Annotated in this window: 14 protein-coding genes; 5 read left to right on the forward strand and 9 right to left on the reverse strand. The window is 66.0% G+C overall.

Features of this window, described 5'->3' with window-relative positions; all coding sequences use genetic code 11:
• Positions 1–39 precede the first annotated feature (39 nt).
• The 6 genes from mnmE to hemE form a co-directional block, all read right to left on the reverse strand.
• The gene (gene mnmE, locus ABIB58_RS11815; protein WP_354041069.1) at positions 40–1,347 is read right to left on the reverse strand and encodes a tRNA uridine-5-carboxymethylaminomethyl(34) synthesis GTPase MnmE; all 1,308 of its coding nucleotides are present in this window, start codon (positions 1,345–1,347) and stop codon (positions 40–42) included.
• Positions 1,348–1,383: 36 nt separating this feature from the next.
• A complete protein-coding gene (locus ABIB58_RS11820; protein ID WP_137720449.1) occupies positions 1,384–1,608 on the reverse strand; it encodes a DUF6489 family protein in 225 nt (74 codons plus the stop codon).
• Positions 1,609–1,690: 82 nt separating this feature from the next.
• The gene (gene rho, locus ABIB58_RS11825; RefSeq protein ID WP_354041071.1) at positions 1,691–3,124 is read right to left on the reverse strand and encodes a transcription termination factor Rho; all 1,434 of its coding nucleotides are present in this window, start codon (positions 3,122–3,124) and stop codon (positions 1,691–1,693) included.
• 207 nt (positions 3,125–3,331) lie between these two features.
• Positions 3,332–3,799, reverse strand: coding sequence for a CopD family protein (locus ABIB58_RS11830; protein ID WP_354041073.1), 468 nt, complete (start codon positions 3,797–3,799; stop codon positions 3,332–3,334).
• Positions 3,796–4,848: a ferrochelatase gene (gene hemH / locus ABIB58_RS11835; RefSeq protein WP_354041211.1), complete on the reverse strand. Its 1,053-nt coding sequence runs from the start codon at positions 4,846–4,848 to the stop codon at positions 3,796–3,798. Before hemH ends, ABIB58_RS11830 begins: the two co-directional genes overlap by 4 nt.
• 5 nt (positions 4,849–4,853) lie before the next feature.
• On the reverse strand, positions 4,854–5,912 hold the full coding sequence (gene hemE / locus ABIB58_RS11840; protein WP_265150571.1) for a uroporphyrinogen decarboxylase: 1,059 nt from the start codon (positions 5,910–5,912) through the stop codon (positions 4,854–4,856).
• Positions 5,913–6,362: 450 nt separating this feature from the next.
• Between hemE and ABIB58_RS11845 the strand changes: the two genes are divergently transcribed.
• Genes ABIB58_RS11845 through dnaQ form a run of 5 tightly spaced genes read left to right on the forward strand, consistent with a single transcriptional unit; the run spans position 6,363 to position 10,067 of the window.
• Positions 6,363–7,232: a pyruvate, water dikinase regulatory protein gene (locus ABIB58_RS11845; protein WP_265150572.1), complete on the forward strand. Its 870-nt coding sequence runs from the start codon at positions 6,363–6,365 to the stop codon at positions 7,230–7,232.
• Positions 7,232–7,864, forward strand: coding sequence for a Maf family protein (locus ABIB58_RS11850; RefSeq protein ID WP_184279980.1), 633 nt, complete (start codon positions 7,232–7,234; stop codon positions 7,862–7,864). The genes ABIB58_RS11845 and ABIB58_RS11850 overlap by 1 nt, the downstream gene beginning before the upstream one ends.
• Positions 7,861–8,691, forward strand: coding sequence for a shikimate dehydrogenase family protein (locus tag ABIB58_RS11855; protein WP_354041076.1), 831 nt, complete (start codon positions 7,861–7,863; stop codon positions 8,689–8,691). Before ABIB58_RS11850 ends, ABIB58_RS11855 begins: the two co-directional genes overlap by 4 nt.
• Positions 8,688–9,320: a dephospho-CoA kinase gene (coaE, locus tag ABIB58_RS11860; RefSeq protein ID WP_354041078.1), complete on the forward strand. Its 633-nt coding sequence runs from the start codon at positions 8,688–8,690 to the stop codon at positions 9,318–9,320. Before ABIB58_RS11855 ends, coaE begins: the two co-directional genes overlap by 4 nt.
• 24 nt (positions 9,321–9,344) lie before the next feature.
• Positions 9,345–10,067 (forward strand): DNA polymerase III subunit epsilon, encoded by a 723-nt coding sequence (gene dnaQ, locus ABIB58_RS11865; RefSeq protein ID WP_354041080.1) that lies wholly within the window; start codon positions 9,345–9,347, stop codon positions 10,065–10,067.
• 67 nt (positions 10,068–10,134) lie between these two features.
• Here dnaQ and dapB read toward each other — a convergent pair whose 3' ends face one another.
• From dapB to dnaK, 3 genes are all read right to left on the reverse strand, one after another.
• Positions 10,135–10,884 carry a 4-hydroxy-tetrahydrodipicolinate reductase gene (gene dapB / locus ABIB58_RS11870; protein WP_045810963.1) on the reverse strand — a complete coding sequence of 250 codons (750 nt, stop codon included), beginning with the start codon at positions 10,882–10,884 and terminating at the stop codon, positions 10,135–10,137.
• Positions 10,881–12,083 carry a molecular chaperone DnaJ gene (gene dnaJ / locus ABIB58_RS11875; RefSeq protein WP_017505388.1) on the reverse strand — a complete coding sequence of 401 codons (1,203 nt, stop codon included), beginning with the start codon at positions 12,081–12,083 and terminating at the stop codon, positions 10,881–10,883. The genes dapB and dnaJ overlap by 4 nt, the downstream gene beginning before the upstream one ends.
• A gap of 175 nt (positions 12,084–12,258) precedes the next feature.
• Positions 12,259–14,199 carry a molecular chaperone DnaK gene (dnaK, locus tag ABIB58_RS11880; protein ID WP_255353582.1) on the reverse strand — a complete coding sequence of 647 codons (1,941 nt, stop codon included), beginning with the start codon at positions 14,197–14,199 and terminating at the stop codon, positions 12,259–12,261.
• Between the last annotated feature and the right edge of the window lie 167 nt (positions 14,200–14,366).

Consider the following 14,366-nt stretch of genomic DNA (forward strand, 5'->3'; position numbering starts at 1 on the left):
CCCGCCTCTGTTTCACGTGAAACGCTGGTATGGCTGGACCTACTTTCCGATACAGAAGGTTGAAAAGACTTCGCCCAGAATGTCCTCGACGCCGATTGCGCCGGTGACACGCGCCAGCGCGTCGGCCGCCCGTCTCAGATCGTCGCCCGCCATTTCCGGCGCAACATCAAGCGCCTTGCGCGCCGCATCGACGCTTTCCAACGCCTCAAGCAAACGCAGCCGATGCCGTTCCTGGGTCACGGCAGGGAAATCGGCGCCTGACAGATCTTTCGCAAGACGAGCAGCAATCCAGTCCCGAACCTCGGCCAAGCCATCGCCAGTGGTGGTGCTGACCGCCAGAGTCTCATGCCCGCCGCGTGCTAAACTGACGCCAAGGTCGGACTTGGTCGCCACGACCAGATCGCCATCCTCGACGTAGGCCGCAGCTACACCGTCCGGATCGCCAGGTGCGCGAACCCAAAGACGGAGGTCTGCGTGTTCGGCGCGAAGCCGGGCGCGGCGCACGCCCTCCGCCTCGACCGGGTCATCGCTGTCTCTCAAGCCGGCCGTATCCGACAACGTCACGGCATAGCCGCCGATCACGAGATCCGCATCCAGCACATCGCGCGTGGTGCCGGCGATCGGCGTCACGATGGCCGCCTCACGCGCAACCAGCGCATTGAACAGCGACGACTTGCCGGCGTTCGTCTCTCCGATCAGGACGATGCGATAACCGTCCCTCACCCGTTCGCCACGCCGCCCGGTATCAACCGCGCGTCGCAGGTCTGCGCCAAGTCGGTCCAACACCGGCCCCGCCGTACGGGCCAGATTGTCCGGCACCTCTTCATCGGGAAAATCGATCTCGGCCTCGACCAGAGCCAAGGCGTGGAGAAGGTCACGACGAAAACCAGCATAGGTCTCGCTGAGCTTGCCGTCCAACTGCCCCAAGGCCTGTTTGGCCTGGGCGCTGGTTTCCGCGTCGATGAGATCGGCGACCGCCTCGGCCTGCGCCAGATCCATGCGGCCATTCTGAAACGCGCGGCGTGTGAATTCGCCGGGCTCGGCCGGGCGCAAGCCCAACGCGATCAATGCGCGGCTGGCCGCCTCGACGACCGCACGACCGCCGTGAAGATGCAGTTCGGCGGCGTCCTCGCCCGTATAGCTGTTGGGCGCCACAAAACGCAGGACTAGCGCCTGATCGATGTTGCCGCCGGCATGGCTGAGGTCACGAACCGACGCCATGCGCGGTTTCAAACGGATTGCGCCCAGCGCCGTCAACGCGGCCTCGACGCCGGGGCCCGACAGGCGGAGAACCGCAATGGCGCCTCGGCCGGGCGGCGTCGCCAAGGCGAAGATGGTGTCGATCATCAACTCAGACCGAGCGGCTCCGAAGCGAGCGCGTCCTCACTTCACCGCCGCTTCCATCAGGCGACGGAACTGGTCCTGAGCCTGGAGGCCGAAGCTGGTCCAGGTCTTCATCAATTCCTCGGGCTGCATGGCGGCGACATTGGCCTCCATCCGCTTCTGCATCTCCGCGACCATGGCGTCGTTCAGCGGCGTCACGTCCGGCAGACCGAGAAAGGCGCGCGCCTCCGCCGGTGTGCACTCGACTTCCACATTGACCTTCATCGCCCGGTCTCCTGTTTCACGTGAAACGTCAATTCTGCCCTAACGCCACGCGCGCGGCGCGTGGCTGCTTGAGGATGATGGATTACGTGTTCATCGACTGGAAGAAGTCCGAGTTGTTTTTCGACTGACGCAGTTTGTCGAGCAGGAACTCGATCGCGTCCTGCGGTCCCATCGGGTTCAGGATGCGGCGCAGAACATAGGTCTTGGCCAACTGATCCTTCGGCGTGATCAGGTCTTCCTTGCGCGTGCCGGACTTCAGCACGTCGATGGCGGGGAAGATGCGCTTGTCTGCGACCTTGCGGTCCAGCACGATTTCCGAGTTGCCGGTGCCCTTGAACTCTTCGAAGATCACCTCGTCCATCCGGCTGCCGGTGTCGATCAGGGCCGTGGCGATGATCGTCAGCGAACCGCCTTGCTCCACGTTACGCGCGGCGCCGAAGAACCGCTTGGGCCGTTGCAGGGCGTTGGCGTCCACACCGCCCGTCAGCACCTTGCCCGACGAGGGTACGGTGGCGTTGTAGGCGCGGCCAAGGCGCGTGATGGAGTCCAGCAGGATCACCACATCCTTCTTGTGTTCGACCAGGCGCTTGGCCTTTTCGATCACCATTTCGGCGACGGCGACGTGGCGGGTCGCGGGCTCATCAAAGGTGGAGGCGACGACCTCGCCCTTCACCGTGCGCTGCATGTCCGTCACTTCTTCAGGGCGTTCGTCGATCAGCAGGACGATCAGGAAGACTTCCGGGTGGTTCCGCTCGATCGACTTGGCGATGTTCTGCAACATCACTGTCTTACCCACGCGCGGCGGCGCCACGATCAGGCAGCGTTGGCCCTTGCCCAAAGGCGCGACGATATCGATGACCCGGCCCGAGCGATCCTTCAACGTCGGATCCTGGATTTCCATGTGCAGACGCTCCTCTGGATAGAGGGGCGTCAGGTTGTCGAACAGGACCTTGGTTTTGACCGCTTCCGGATCTTCCAGATTGATCGTGTCGACCTTGAGCAGGGCGAAGTAGCGTTCGCCTTCGCGCGGGGCGCGCACGGCCCCGTGGACGGTGTCGCCCGACCGCAGGCCGAAGCGGCGGATCTGCGACGGCGAGACATAGACGTCGTCCGGACCCGGCAGATAGTTGGCGTCCGAGCTGCGCAGGAAGCCGAAGCCGTCCGGCAGGATCTCCAGCACGCCGTCGGCGATGATCTCGACTTCTTCGTCGGCCAGAGCCTTCAGGATGGCGAACAACAGATCCTGTTTGCGCAGGTTCGAGGCGTTCTCGACCTCCAGCTGTTCAGCGAAGGCGACAAGGTCGGCCGGGGTCTTCTCGTTCAGTTCGGCCAGCGTAATGCGGCCGTTGGCGACGACGGGCTCGTCGTCCTCTTCGTCATCCGCCGTCGTGTCCACGCCGGAATCGGCGCCCGCCGCCTCGCCGGCTTCGTGCGCGGCCCCGTGATGGGTGGGGGCTTCGACCTCCACGCCTTCGGTCTCGGGAGTGTCGGGCTGGGTGTCGCGGACGTCGGTCATGATGCAGGCTCGCGGGCGCACGCGGCCAGACGGCTGCGGCGCGGGTCTCTGAAAATGTCTGGCCGAAAGGCCGAAGGGAGGTGCGACGGGCTCCCGCTGGCTACAAGGCCTGCAGGCGTCACGAAAGAGAGGGACCGCCGGCGCAGGACGCCGAACGGTTCGCCGCCAGCGGAACCACAGGCGGCGGACGAGGTCAAGCGGAGCCGCTTATCGGAACGTCCACTCCGTCGTCACCGACAGCACCATGATGATGGCCAGGACGAACGGAACCTCGTTGGTCATGCGCCAGAACTTGCCGGAATATTTCGACGTGCCGGCCGCGATCTTCTTCCTTTGGGCCGCCAGGAAGCCGTGCCAGCCGCTGAGCAGGACGACACCAGCCAGCTTGGCGACCATCCAAGGCTCGCCCAGAAACGCCGCGCCGCGCGCCGAGACGTCGATGTGGATCAGCCACAGCCCGAAGCCCCAGGCCAGGATCATCGCCGGGTTCAGGATGATGCGCAGCAGTCGCGTCTGCCACAGGCGCAACAACGTCTGCATCTCGCTTTTCAGCGGTTCGGGCTTGGCGTTCTGCTCGGCGTCATAGGCGTAGAGCCGAGGCAGGAACAGCAGACCCGCCATCCAGGCGATCACCGCCAGAATGTGCAGCCCGCGTGCGAGATCGTAGGTGTTCATGCCGCCTGTCTTCCCTTGCGATGCGGACAAGCCTTCCAGTCGGCCTTGCACCCCTGGCCAAACGGCGCGACGCCCCGGTGAGACAGTGCGCCCACTGTCGCATCGGCCAAGGCGCCGATGAATAGAGGCGCGATCCCGACAGCCGACGCCCGCAAATAGGGACTGGCCCCTTTTTCGTGGGCCAGTTCGCCGTATTCGATATCCAGCTCGACCAGGGTCTCGATATGCTCCGAGACAAAGGCGATAGGCGTGACGACGACCCCCACGCCGTCTTTGGCTGCGGTTTCGATGGCTTCAGGCGTTGACGGGCCCAGCCATTTCATCGGCCCGACCCGGCTTTGGTAGCAGATGGCGTGGTCGATCGGCCCGCGCTGCGCCTCGATGGCGGCGACCACGGCGGCGACCGTCCTCTCGATCTGCTCCTGATAGGGATCGCCCTTGCCGGTCACCAGCTTCTCGGGGATGCCGTGGGCGGAGAACAGCACTCGCACCGGCTGACCTACAGCCTCGTCCAGCTTCTCGCCGATCGCCTGGGCCTGGGCCTCGACCCAGCCTGTCGCGGCCGGGTAGCAGCAGACGGCGCGGCTGACGCCCGGCCCGGCATAGCAGGCGTTCCAGGCCTTCAGCGAGGATTCTGTCGTCGTGGTCGAAAACTGCGGATAGAGCGGCAGTAGGACGACCTCGTCGGGTCCGAAGGCGGCGACCTCGGCCGCTGTCTCTTCGGTCAACGGATGCCAGTAGCGCATGGCGATGAAGACCTTGACCTCATCGCCGCCAAGCCGCGCGCCAAGCACGGCCTGCAAAGCCTCCGCCTGGCGACGGGTTTCGGGCAGCAGCGGCGATCCTCCGCCCATCAGGGCGTAGTTGGCCTGGGCGCTGGTTTCGCGCCGGCTGGAGATCAGCCTGGCCAGAGGCGTGCGCAAGATCCTCGGAAGACCGATGATGGCCGGATCGTTGAACAGGTTGAACAGGAACGGCTTGACCGAAGCCTGATCGTCCGGCCCGCCCAGATTGAACAGAACCACCGCAATGCGGCGGCTGGGGTTCATATCGCTCATTGGGCGCCGATCCGTCTCAGAACCTGTTCGACATGGTCGATCGGCACGTCCGGCAGGATGCCGTGGCCCAGGTTGAACAGCCAGGGCCCCTGCCCCCAGGCCTTCATCAGTTCATCGACGCGTCGGTCCAGCAGATCGCCGCCGGCGCGCAGCAACAGCGGGTCGAGCGCCCCCTGGATCGGCTTGATCTGCTGCACCCGTTTGCCGACCTCGAGCGGGCAGGCGGTGTCCAGGGCGACGGCGTCGACCTCGACCGCCTCGGCATACCGCTCTGCAAGCGCCGCAGAGCCCCGTGGGAAGCCGATCAGGGGTATGGTGACCCCCAGCTCCCGCGTACGCTTCACCAGCGCCTGGTGGGGCTTCAGGACCAGTCTTTCGAACAGGTCGTCCGGCAGCCCCTCGGCCCAGCTCTCGAAGATCTTCAAAACCTGCGCGCCGGCGTCGGCCTGCATCTTCAGATATCGGGCCGTGGCCTCAACCAGCACCTCCAGCGTCTCGTCGACGCGCTCGGGATCGGCATAGGCGTAGGTGCGGGCTTGGGCGCGTTCACCCTTGCCGATGGTGCGCGCCTGGCCGTCCAGCATATAGGTCGCCACGGTCCAGGGCGCGCCGGCGAACCCGATCAGGGCGCGTTCAGGCTCCAGGGCCGCGCGCACGATCGACAGGGTCTCCCCCACCGCCGACAGATGCTCGCCCGCCGCCGGGGCCAGTTCGGCCATCCGACCCGGAATCGGCATTTCGCCAAGACGCGGCCCCTCCCCCGTCTCGAACCAGACGTCCTGGCCTAGGGCGCGCGGGATCAGCAGGATGTCGGCGAAGACGATCGCCGCATCGAAGCCGAACCGGCGCATGGGCTGAAGCGTCGCCTCGGCGGCCATTTCGGGGTTCAGACAGAAGGCGATGAAGTCGGGCGCCTCGGCCCTCAGCTTACGATATTCCGGCAGATACCGACCGGCCTGGCGCATGAACCAAACCGGCGGACGCTCCAGCGTCTCCCCGCGGAGAGCCCGGAGCACCAGGGGTGTCGGATCGGCAGTCTGGGTCTGATCGGTCATGCCGGAGGATTAAGGTCACAGCCCCCCGCTCTCAATCCCTAATCAGATTAAGAATTAAAAGATTCGAAGTGGCAGGTAGGGCGGTGGAATGGCGGGGATGACTCGATCGGTGGCGGCGGAACAAAAGCGGATATCCACGCCTGCCGTATCCTTAACGGGGATGGCGAAACGACTGATCCCGCCGGTGGACAATCCCTAACGAAACCTTAACAAGCAAGGGTTTGCGGGGACGTGCGCCTGTGAACACGGTTAAGCGTCGTTAACCTTTCATTAGGATTTTCCACAGCGGTTAGAAATTCGGTTTCCCGCCTTGGGATGATCCGGCGGCGGACGACCAACGCGATCCACCATCATCCCCGCTCGCGGGCGGATCGATCAGCGGCTAAGAAAAACGGCGCCCCGACGGTCCAACGCCGTCCCCCAACTTTCAACAGGGAGACAGACAGTCTCATGAGCCCTGCGAGACCCTCGGGACCGGCCCGTCTGGCCACCTATTTCCACGTTCACCTGGTGTCGGACTCCACCGGCGAGACCTTGAACGCCATGGCCAAGGCGGTGACCGCACGCTTCGACGGCGTCATTCCGATCGAGCACATCTATTCCCTGGTGCGATCGGCAAAGCAGATGGAGCGGGTGCTGCAGGAGGTTGAATCCGCGCCGGGCGTCGTTCTCCATACCCTGGTGGACCGCGATCTGCGCGAGCAATTGGAAGAGGGTTGTCGTCGTCTGGACATGCCCCAGATCGGGGCGCTGGATCCCTTGGTCGGCGCCATGTCGCGCTATCTCGGCGCAGCCCTGTCCACCCGCGTGGGCGCCCAGCACGCGCTGGACCACGACTATTTCAACCGGATCGCGGCGCTGGACTTCGCCATGGCCTACGATGACGGCCAAGGCTCGCTGGATCAGCTGGAGGGCGCCGACGTCGTCCTGTGCGGGGTCAGCCGGACGTCCAAGACGCCGACCTGCATCTATCTGGCCCACCGGGGCATCCGGGCGGCCAACGTGCCCCTGGTGCCGGGCCAGGAGGACGGCGAGCGGCTGACCAAGCTGAAGAACCCCTTGGTGATCGGCCTGACCGTGTCGCCCGATCGGCTGGTTCAGATCCGGCGCAACCGCATCGACACTCTGAACGCCAGCCAGTCGTCGAACTACACCGATCAGGACGCTGTGCGCGACGAGACGATCAAGGCCCGGCGGGCCTTCGAGCGGCGCGGCTGGCCCACCATCGACGTGACCCGCCGCTCGGTGGAAGAGACGGCGGCGGCGATCACCAATCTTCTGAGCGAGCATCGCAACCACAAGATCGGGACGACCTGGTGATGAGTGTTTCTGTTGCGCTATCGCCCTCCGGGCTGCTTGAGAGCGAAACCGTGATCCTGGCGTCCAAGAGCGCTGCCCGCCGCGCCATGCTGGAAAACGCCGGCGTCGCCTTTGAGGTGCGCGTCGCCGATGTGGACGAGGACGCCATCAAGGCCGTTTCGACCGACCTGGACGCCGCCGCCCTCGCCGTTCGTCTCGCGGAAGCCAAGGCCCTGGCCGTCTCGCGCGACGACGAAACCGCCTGGGTCCTGGGCTCGGATCAGACGCTAGCCTTTGACGGCGGCCTGGTGTCCAAGGCCAGGTCTCTGGACGCGGCGCGTGAGCGGCTGAAAGCCATGCGTGGGAAGTCGCACCAACTGCATTCCGGCGCAGCGCTGGCGACCAAGGGCCAGATCGTCTGGTCCGGCGTCGATACGGTTCAGATGCGGATGCGCGATTTCTCGGACGCCTTCCTCGACGCCTATCTGGCGGCCGAGGGCGAGGCCCTGCTGTCCTGTGTCGGCTCCTATCGGCTCGAGGGGCTGGGCTCGCAGCTGTTCGAGGCGGTGGACGGCGACTATTTCACGGTGCTGGGCCTGCCGCTCTGGCCGGTGCTGAAAGAGCTGCGTCGGGCGGGGGTGATCGCGGCATGAGCACGCACCGCATTACCGGGGCCGCCATGGTCGCCGGGATCGCCGGAAACCCGGTCGGCCATTCGCTCAGCCCGGTCATCCACAACGCCTGGCTGACGGCCGGCGGGATCGACGGCGCCTATGTCCCCTTCGCCCCTGCCGATGCAGCCGGTTTCGAGGCCTTGGTCGCGGCGGGGCGCGCCGGTCTGATCATGGGTCTGAACGTCACCGCGCCGTTCAAGGAACAGGCCTTCGCCCTGGCGGATCAGGCGACGGCGGCGGCGCGGCTGACGTCGTCGGCCAATATCCTGCAGTTCGAAAACGGGCGGGTGCTGGCCGACAGTTCCGACGGGATCGGCCTGATGCGCGGCCTGAAGGAACAGGCGTCGGAACTCGACGTGGCCGGGCGGCCGGTGGTGATGCTGGGCGCCGGCGGCGCGGCCCGCGCAGGCTCCGGCGCCCTGGTCGAGGCCGGCGCCGAGGTGCGCATCGTCAACCGTTCGCTCGAACGCGCTGAGGCTTTGGCCGTTGATCTTGGACCCTCGGTTCGGGTCATGGCGGCCGAGAACGCCTTCGACGGCGCGGTTCTGGTCATCAATGCGCTCAGCGTTGCGCCCAGCATCGACTTCGACCAGATCGCGTCCGCCACGGTGATGATGGACATGACGTACAAGCCGCTGGCCACGACGTTCCTGAAGGCGGCGCGCGAACGCGGCCTGCCGACGGTGGATGGATTGGCCATGTTGATCGGCCAAGCGGCGCCGTCGTTCGAAGCCCTGTTCCGCCGCCCGCCGCCGCCTCTCGATCTTCGCGCCCTGTTGATGACGCATCTGGGCGAGGCGGCATGATCCTGCTCGGTCTCACCGGCTCCATCGGCATGGGTAAGTCGACGACGACGGCCATGTTCGCCGATTTGGGGGCCGTCGTCTGGAACGCCGACGACGCGGTCCACCGCCTCTACGCGCCCGGCGGTGCGGCGGTCGGTCCTGTGGGCGAGGCCTTCCCCGGGGTCGTGGTGGACGGTGCGGTCGATCGCACGCGTCTGGCCGAGGCGCTCGGGAAAGACGACACGGCGTTCCGTCGTCTGGAGGCTATCGTGCACCCCCTGGTCGCCCAGGGGCGCGCGGCAGATCTGGAGGCGGCGCGCACGGCGGGCGTGAAACTGGCGGTTCTGGACATCCCCCTGCTGTTCGAGACGGGTGGAGACAGGGCTGTCGACGCCGTCGTGGTGGTCACCGCCGATCCGGCGATCCAGGCGGAGCGCGTCCTGGCCCGTCCCGGCATGACCCGCGAACGGTTCGACGCCATCCTGGCGCGCCAGATGCCGGACGCGGAAAAGCGCGCCCGCGCCGATTTCGTCATCGACACCGGCCGGGGTTTGGAGGCCGCGCGGGCCGAGGTCGAGGCGATCGTCGCCGCCGTTCTCGACCCGTCGTGGATATCTCCCCGGCGCGGCGCGGCGAGCCTTTCGCGCTGAGGCGAATGCCGCCATTAAGGGCGAATGGCGCGCGAGATCGTTCTGGATACCGAAACCACCGGCTTCGACCCCAAGACGGGCGACCGGCTGATCGAGGTCGGCTGTATCGAGATTCAGGATCTGCTGCCGACGGGGCGGACTTTCCATCGGTTCGTCAATCCCGAGCGGCTGATCCCGCCCGACGCCATCCGGGTTCACGGCATCACCGACGAAAAGGTCAAGGATGCGCCCAAGTTCGCCGAGATCGCCGACGAGCTGATCGAATTTATCGGCGATGCGCAGATGATCGCCCACAACGCCGCCTTCGACCGTAACTTCATCGACTTCGAATATGCGCGGTGCGGCCGGCCGATCACCGGCGAGGCGCGCTGGATCGATACGCTGAAACTGGCCCAGACGCGGTTTCCCGGCATGCCCAACTCGCTGGACGCCCTGTGCAAACGCTACAAGGTGTCGCTGGTCGAGCGGACGCTGCACGGCGCCCTGATCGACGCCCGTCTGCTGGCCGAGGTCTATCTGGAGCTTCGCGGCGGCAAGGAACGGGTGCTGGACCTGTCCTCCGCGCCGGTCGGTCGTGGCCCCGGCGGCGGCATCGAAACCGCCGCCTATGGTCAGCGTCCCCGCCCCCTGGCGCCGCGCTCCACGCCCGAGGAACAGGCCGCCCACGTCGCCTTCCTCGCCAAGGCGCTGAAGGACCGGTCGCTGTGGGAAGCCTACGGCCTGCCTGTTCAGGAAGACGCGGCTTAGTCTCTTTTAGCGCTCAAGTCGTGAGCGACCGCGTCGCGAACATAGCGCGGCGCGCAGCGCCCCAGGCTTAAGCCTGCCGAAAGCCAAGCACGTCCTGCATGTCGTAGAGACCGGGGCCTCGCGTCCGCACCCAGGCGGCGGCGGCGACAGCGCCCTTGGCGAACAGCGACCGATCGATCGCCGAATGGCTCAGGGTCAGCACCTCGTCTTCCGATGCGAACAGCACCGTATGTTCGCCGATGATCCCGCCGGCGCGGATGGAGGAGAAGCCGATCTTGCCGCTCTCGCGCTCGCCCTGGACCCCGTCGTAGGGTTTGGAGCGCAGGTCATCCAGATCCGCGAACCGCCCCTCGGCGGCGGCTTCGCCCAGCATCAGGGCCGTGCCCGAGGGTGAATCGACCTTGCGGCGGTGGTGGGCCTCGGTGATCTCGATGTCCCAGTCCTGGGCGTCCAGACGCTGGGCCGCGTGCTGGACCAGGCCGATCAGGATGTTCACGCCCAGGGAGAAGTTGCCGCTCTTGACGATGGCGACCTTTTCGGCGGCCTTCATCAGGTCGGCCTCCTGCTCGTCCGTGAAGCCGGTCGAGCCGATCACCAGGGCCGGGCCGCCCCGCTCGGCTGCGCCCTGGGCCAAGGCCACCGAGGCGGCCGGGGTGGAGAAGTCGATGATCACGTCGCACAGCGACAGGTCGGCGGTTTCGCCCCAATCGAAGCGGGCGGCGACCACCACGTCCTCGCGGGCGTCCAGAACCTGAGAGACCGCACGCCCCATCCGGCCGCGATAGCCGGAAATGCCGGCGTGGAAGATTGCGCTCAAACCGCGTTCTCTTTCGACCCGTCCGCGTCCTGATTGCCCAGGATGTCGGCCCAGAAACGCTTCGCCTTTCCGGCAAAGCTGGAATTCCTGGGGTTCTGCCCCTCCCCGAACGACAGGGCAAGCTCTTCCAGCAACTCACGCTGGCGCGCGGTCAGATCGGTGGGCGTCTCGACGAACAGTTCGACCACCAGATCGCCGCGGTTGCGGCCGTTCAGATGGGGCATGCCCTTGCCCTTGATGCGCACGGTCTTGCCGGTCTGGGCGCCGGCCGGCACGGCGACCGAGGCCTTGCACTTGCCGTCGCAGGCCGTGGAGACCAGGCAGGGCGCGTCGATCTCGCCGCCCAGGGCCGCCACCGTCATCGGCACCGGTACCGTGACCAGCAGGTCCAGGTTGTCGCGCTCGAACAGGTCGTGCGGCGTGACCGAGATAAAGACGTACAAATCCCCGCGCGGTCCGCCGCGCTGGCCCGCATCGCCCTCGCCCGACAGACGGATGCGCGAACCGTCGTCCACGCCGGCGGGGATTTTCAGGTTCAGGGTGCGGGTTTTGCGAACCTGGCCATGCCCGTGGCAGGTGGTGCAGGGATCGGCGATCATCTGACCCTGGCCGTGGCAGCGGGGGCAGGTGCGCTCGACCTGGAAGAAGCCGTTGGCCTGGCGCACGCGACCGGCGCCCTGGCAGGTGGTGCAGGTGACGGGCTTGGTGCCCGGCTTGGCGCCCGACCCCTCGCAGGTGTCGCAGGTCATGGTCGAGGGGATGTCGATCTCGACGTCTTCGCCCTTGTAGGCCTGCTCCAGGGTGATCTCCAGATCGTAGCGCAGGTCCGAGCCCCGGCGCGGTCCGCCCTGCTGGCCCCGGCCCTGGCGTCCACCGAACGCGTCGCCGAACGCATCGCCAAAGACCTGGGAGAAGATGTCGTTGATGTCCGAGAAGCCCTGGCCGCCCTGGCCGAAGGGATTGCCGCCCCCGCCGCCGTTCACGCCCGCGTGGCCGTAACGATCATAGGCCGCGCGCTTATTGTCGTCCGACAGCACTGTGTAGGCCTCGGACAGCTCCTTGAACTTGGCCATCGACTCTTCCGAGCCGCCGTTGCGGTCCGGGTGGTGGATCATGGCCAGCTTGCGGTAGGCGGCTTTCAGGCCGGGGGCGTCGATCGTGCGTTCGACACCCAGAACTTCGTAATAATCACGCGCCATCGGGCGTTCGTCCTCATACTTCCCCGTTCGCTTTCGCCTCGCCTCTTATCGAGCGTTGGTCGAAATCGATGTCCCGGCTGACATGGGGTCCGGGACCAATGATGCAAGTTTCATGAAAAGGCCCCGCCTATCGCAAGACAAGCGGGGCCGTATCATTTCAGCGACCTGTGACGGATCAGGCGCTCTTCTTGTCGTCGCCGTCCGTGTCCGACACTTCCTCGAACTCGGCGTCGACCACGCCGTCGTCGGCCGGCTGGCCTTCGGCGGCGGCGTCGCCTTGCTGCTGGGCATACATGGCTTCACCCAGCTTCATCGAGGCCTGGACCAGAGTGTTGGTCTTGGCGCGGATGTCTTCCGGGTCGGTGCCTTCGCGCGCGGTCTTCAGCTCGGCCAGGCCGGTCTCGATGGCCGTCTTCTCGTCCGCGCCGACCTTGTCGCCGTGCTCGGCCAGGGCCTTTTCGGTCGAGTGGATCAGGCTGTCGGCGGCGTTCTGCGCCTCGACCAGATCCTTCTTGGCCTTGTCCGTCGCGGCGTTGGCCTCGGCTTCCTTGACCATCTTGTCGATGTCGGCGTCCGAAAGGCCGCCGTTCGCCTGGATGCGGATCGACTGCTCCTTGTTGGTCGCCTTGTCCTTGGCCGAGACGTTGACGATGCCGTTGGCGTCGATGTCGAAGGCGACCTCGATCTGCGGCATGCCGCGCGGCGCCGGCGGGATGCCCATCAGGTCGAACTGGCCCAGCATCTTGTTGTCCGACGCCATCGGACGCTCGCCCTGGAAGACCCTGATCGTCACGGCCGACTGGTTGTCGTCGGCGGTCGAGAAGGTCTGGCTCTTCTTGGTCGGGATCGTCGTGTTGCGCTCGATCAGGGGCGTGAAGACGCCGCCCAGGGTTTCGATGCCCAGGGTCAGCGGCGTCACGTCCAGCAGCAGCACGTCCTTGACGTCGCCTTGCAGAACGCCGGCCTGAACGGCGGCGCCCAGGGCCACGACTTCGTCAGGGTTCACGCCCTTGTGCGGTTCCTTGCCAAAGAAGGCCTTCACGGCCTCCACGACCTTGGGCATGCGGGTCATGCCGCCGACCAGCACCACTTCGTCGATGTCCGAGGCCTTCAGACCGGCGTCGGCCAGGGCCTTCTTGCACGGCTCGATCGTGCGCTGGACCAGATCCTCGACCAGGCTTTCCAGCTTGGCGCGCGTCAGCTTGATGTTCAGGTGCAGCGGACCCGAGGCGTTCATGGTGATGAACGGCAGGTTGACCTCGTACTGGGTCGTGGTCGACAGCTCCTTCTTGGCCTTCTCGGCCTCTTCCTTCAGGCGCTGCAGGGCCAGCTTGTCCTGACGCAGGTCGACCGACTGCTCCTTCTTGAACTCGTCGGCCAGGTAGTCGACCAGACGCAGGTCGAAGTCTTCGCCGCCCAGGAAGGTGTCGCCGTTGGTCGACTTCACCTCGAACACGCCGTCGCCGATCTCCAGGATCGAAACGTCGAAGGTGCCGCCGCCCAGGTCATAGACGGCGATCTTCTGGCCGTCGTTCTTTTCCAGACCATAGGCCAGGGCCGCCGCGGTCGGCTCGTTGATGATGCGCAGCACTTCCAGGCCGGCGATCTTGCCGGCGTCCTTGGTCGCCTGACGTTGGCTGTCGTTGAAGTAGGCCGGCACGGTGATCACGGCCTGGGTGACCTTGTCGCCCAGATAGGCCTCGGCCGCTTCCTTCATCTTGGTCAGGGTGAAGGCCGAAATCTGCTGCGGAGAATAGTCCTTGCCGAAGGCGCGCACCCAGGCGTCGCCGTTCGGGCCCTTGACGATTTCATAGGGCACCATGCCCTTGTCCTTGGCGACGACGGGATCATCGAAGTTGCGGCCGATCAGGCGCTTGATCGCGAAGAAGGTGTTGGACGGGTTGGTGACGGCCTGGCGCTTGGCGGGCTGACCCACCAGCACTTCCGCGCCGTCCTGGATCGCCACGACCGACGGGGTCGTGCGGTTGCCCTCGGCGTTTTCGATCACCTTCGGCGTCTTGCCGTCCATGACGGCGACGCACGAGTTGGTGGTGCCCAGGTCGATGCCGATAATCTTGGCCATGTGTTCTTCAGTCTCTCTGGTTCGGCGGGCGATGCGGCGGCCTTCGACGAAGCGCCGCGCGTGACCGCCCCCGGTTGGGTTGGCGTGGATCAGGCTGGATAGCCCCAAGTTTCGCGGGGTTTCTCCGAAGCTGGCCCCGATATGGGAAAATCCCCCCCGCCCGCAAGGGCGTTATGCGATGAAACGCTTTCGAAGAACGC

Origin of the sequence: Brevundimonas sp. UYEF29 (assembly GCF_040546195.1) — a bacterium.
Taxonomy (GTDB): Bacteria; Pseudomonadota; Alphaproteobacteria; order Caulobacterales; family Caulobacteraceae; genus Brevundimonas; species Brevundimonas huaxiensis.

Coding starts and splice junctions, on each gene's coding strand:
- dnaQ (WP_354041080.1), top strand. CDS start 9,345: ATGGCGCGCGAGATCGTTCTGGATACCGAAACCACCGGCTTCGACCCC.
- ABIB58_RS11830 (WP_354041073.1), bottom strand. CDS start 3,799: ATGAACACCTACGATCTCGCACGCGGGCTGCACATTCTGGCGGTGATC.
- ABIB58_RS11845 (WP_265150572.1), top strand. CDS start 6,363: ATGAGCCCTGCGAGACCCTCGGGACCGGCCCGTCTGGCCACCTATTTC.
- rho (WP_354041071.1), bottom strand. CDS start 3,124: ATGACCGACGTCCGCGACACCCAGCCCGACACTCCCGAGACCGAAGGC.
- hemE (WP_265150571.1), bottom strand. CDS start 5,912: ATGACCGATCAGACCCAGACTGCCGATCCGACACCCCTGGTGCTCCGG.
- ABIB58_RS11850 (WP_184279980.1), top strand. CDS start 7,232: ATGAGTGTTTCTGTTGCGCTATCGCCCTCCGGGCTGCTTGAGAGCGAA.
- dnaJ (WP_017505388.1), bottom strand. CDS start 12,083: ATGGCGCGTGATTATTACGAAGTTCTGGGTGTCGAACGCACGATCGAC.
- mnmE (WP_354041069.1), bottom strand. CDS start 1,347: ATGATCGACACCATCTTCGCCTTGGCGACGCCGCCCGGCCGAGGCGCC.
- hemH (WP_354041211.1), bottom strand. CDS start 4,848: ATGAACCCCAGCCGCCGCATTGCGGTGGTTCTGTTCAATCTGGGCGGG.
- ABIB58_RS11820 (WP_137720449.1), bottom strand. CDS start 1,608: ATGAAGGTCAATGTGGAAGTCGAGTGCACACCGGCGGAGGCGCGCGCC.
- ABIB58_RS11855 (WP_354041076.1), top strand. CDS start 7,861: ATGAGCACGCACCGCATTACCGGGGCCGCCATGGTCGCCGGGATCGCC.
- coaE (WP_354041078.1), top strand. CDS start 8,688: ATGATCCTGCTCGGTCTCACCGGCTCCATCGGCATGGGTAAGTCGACG.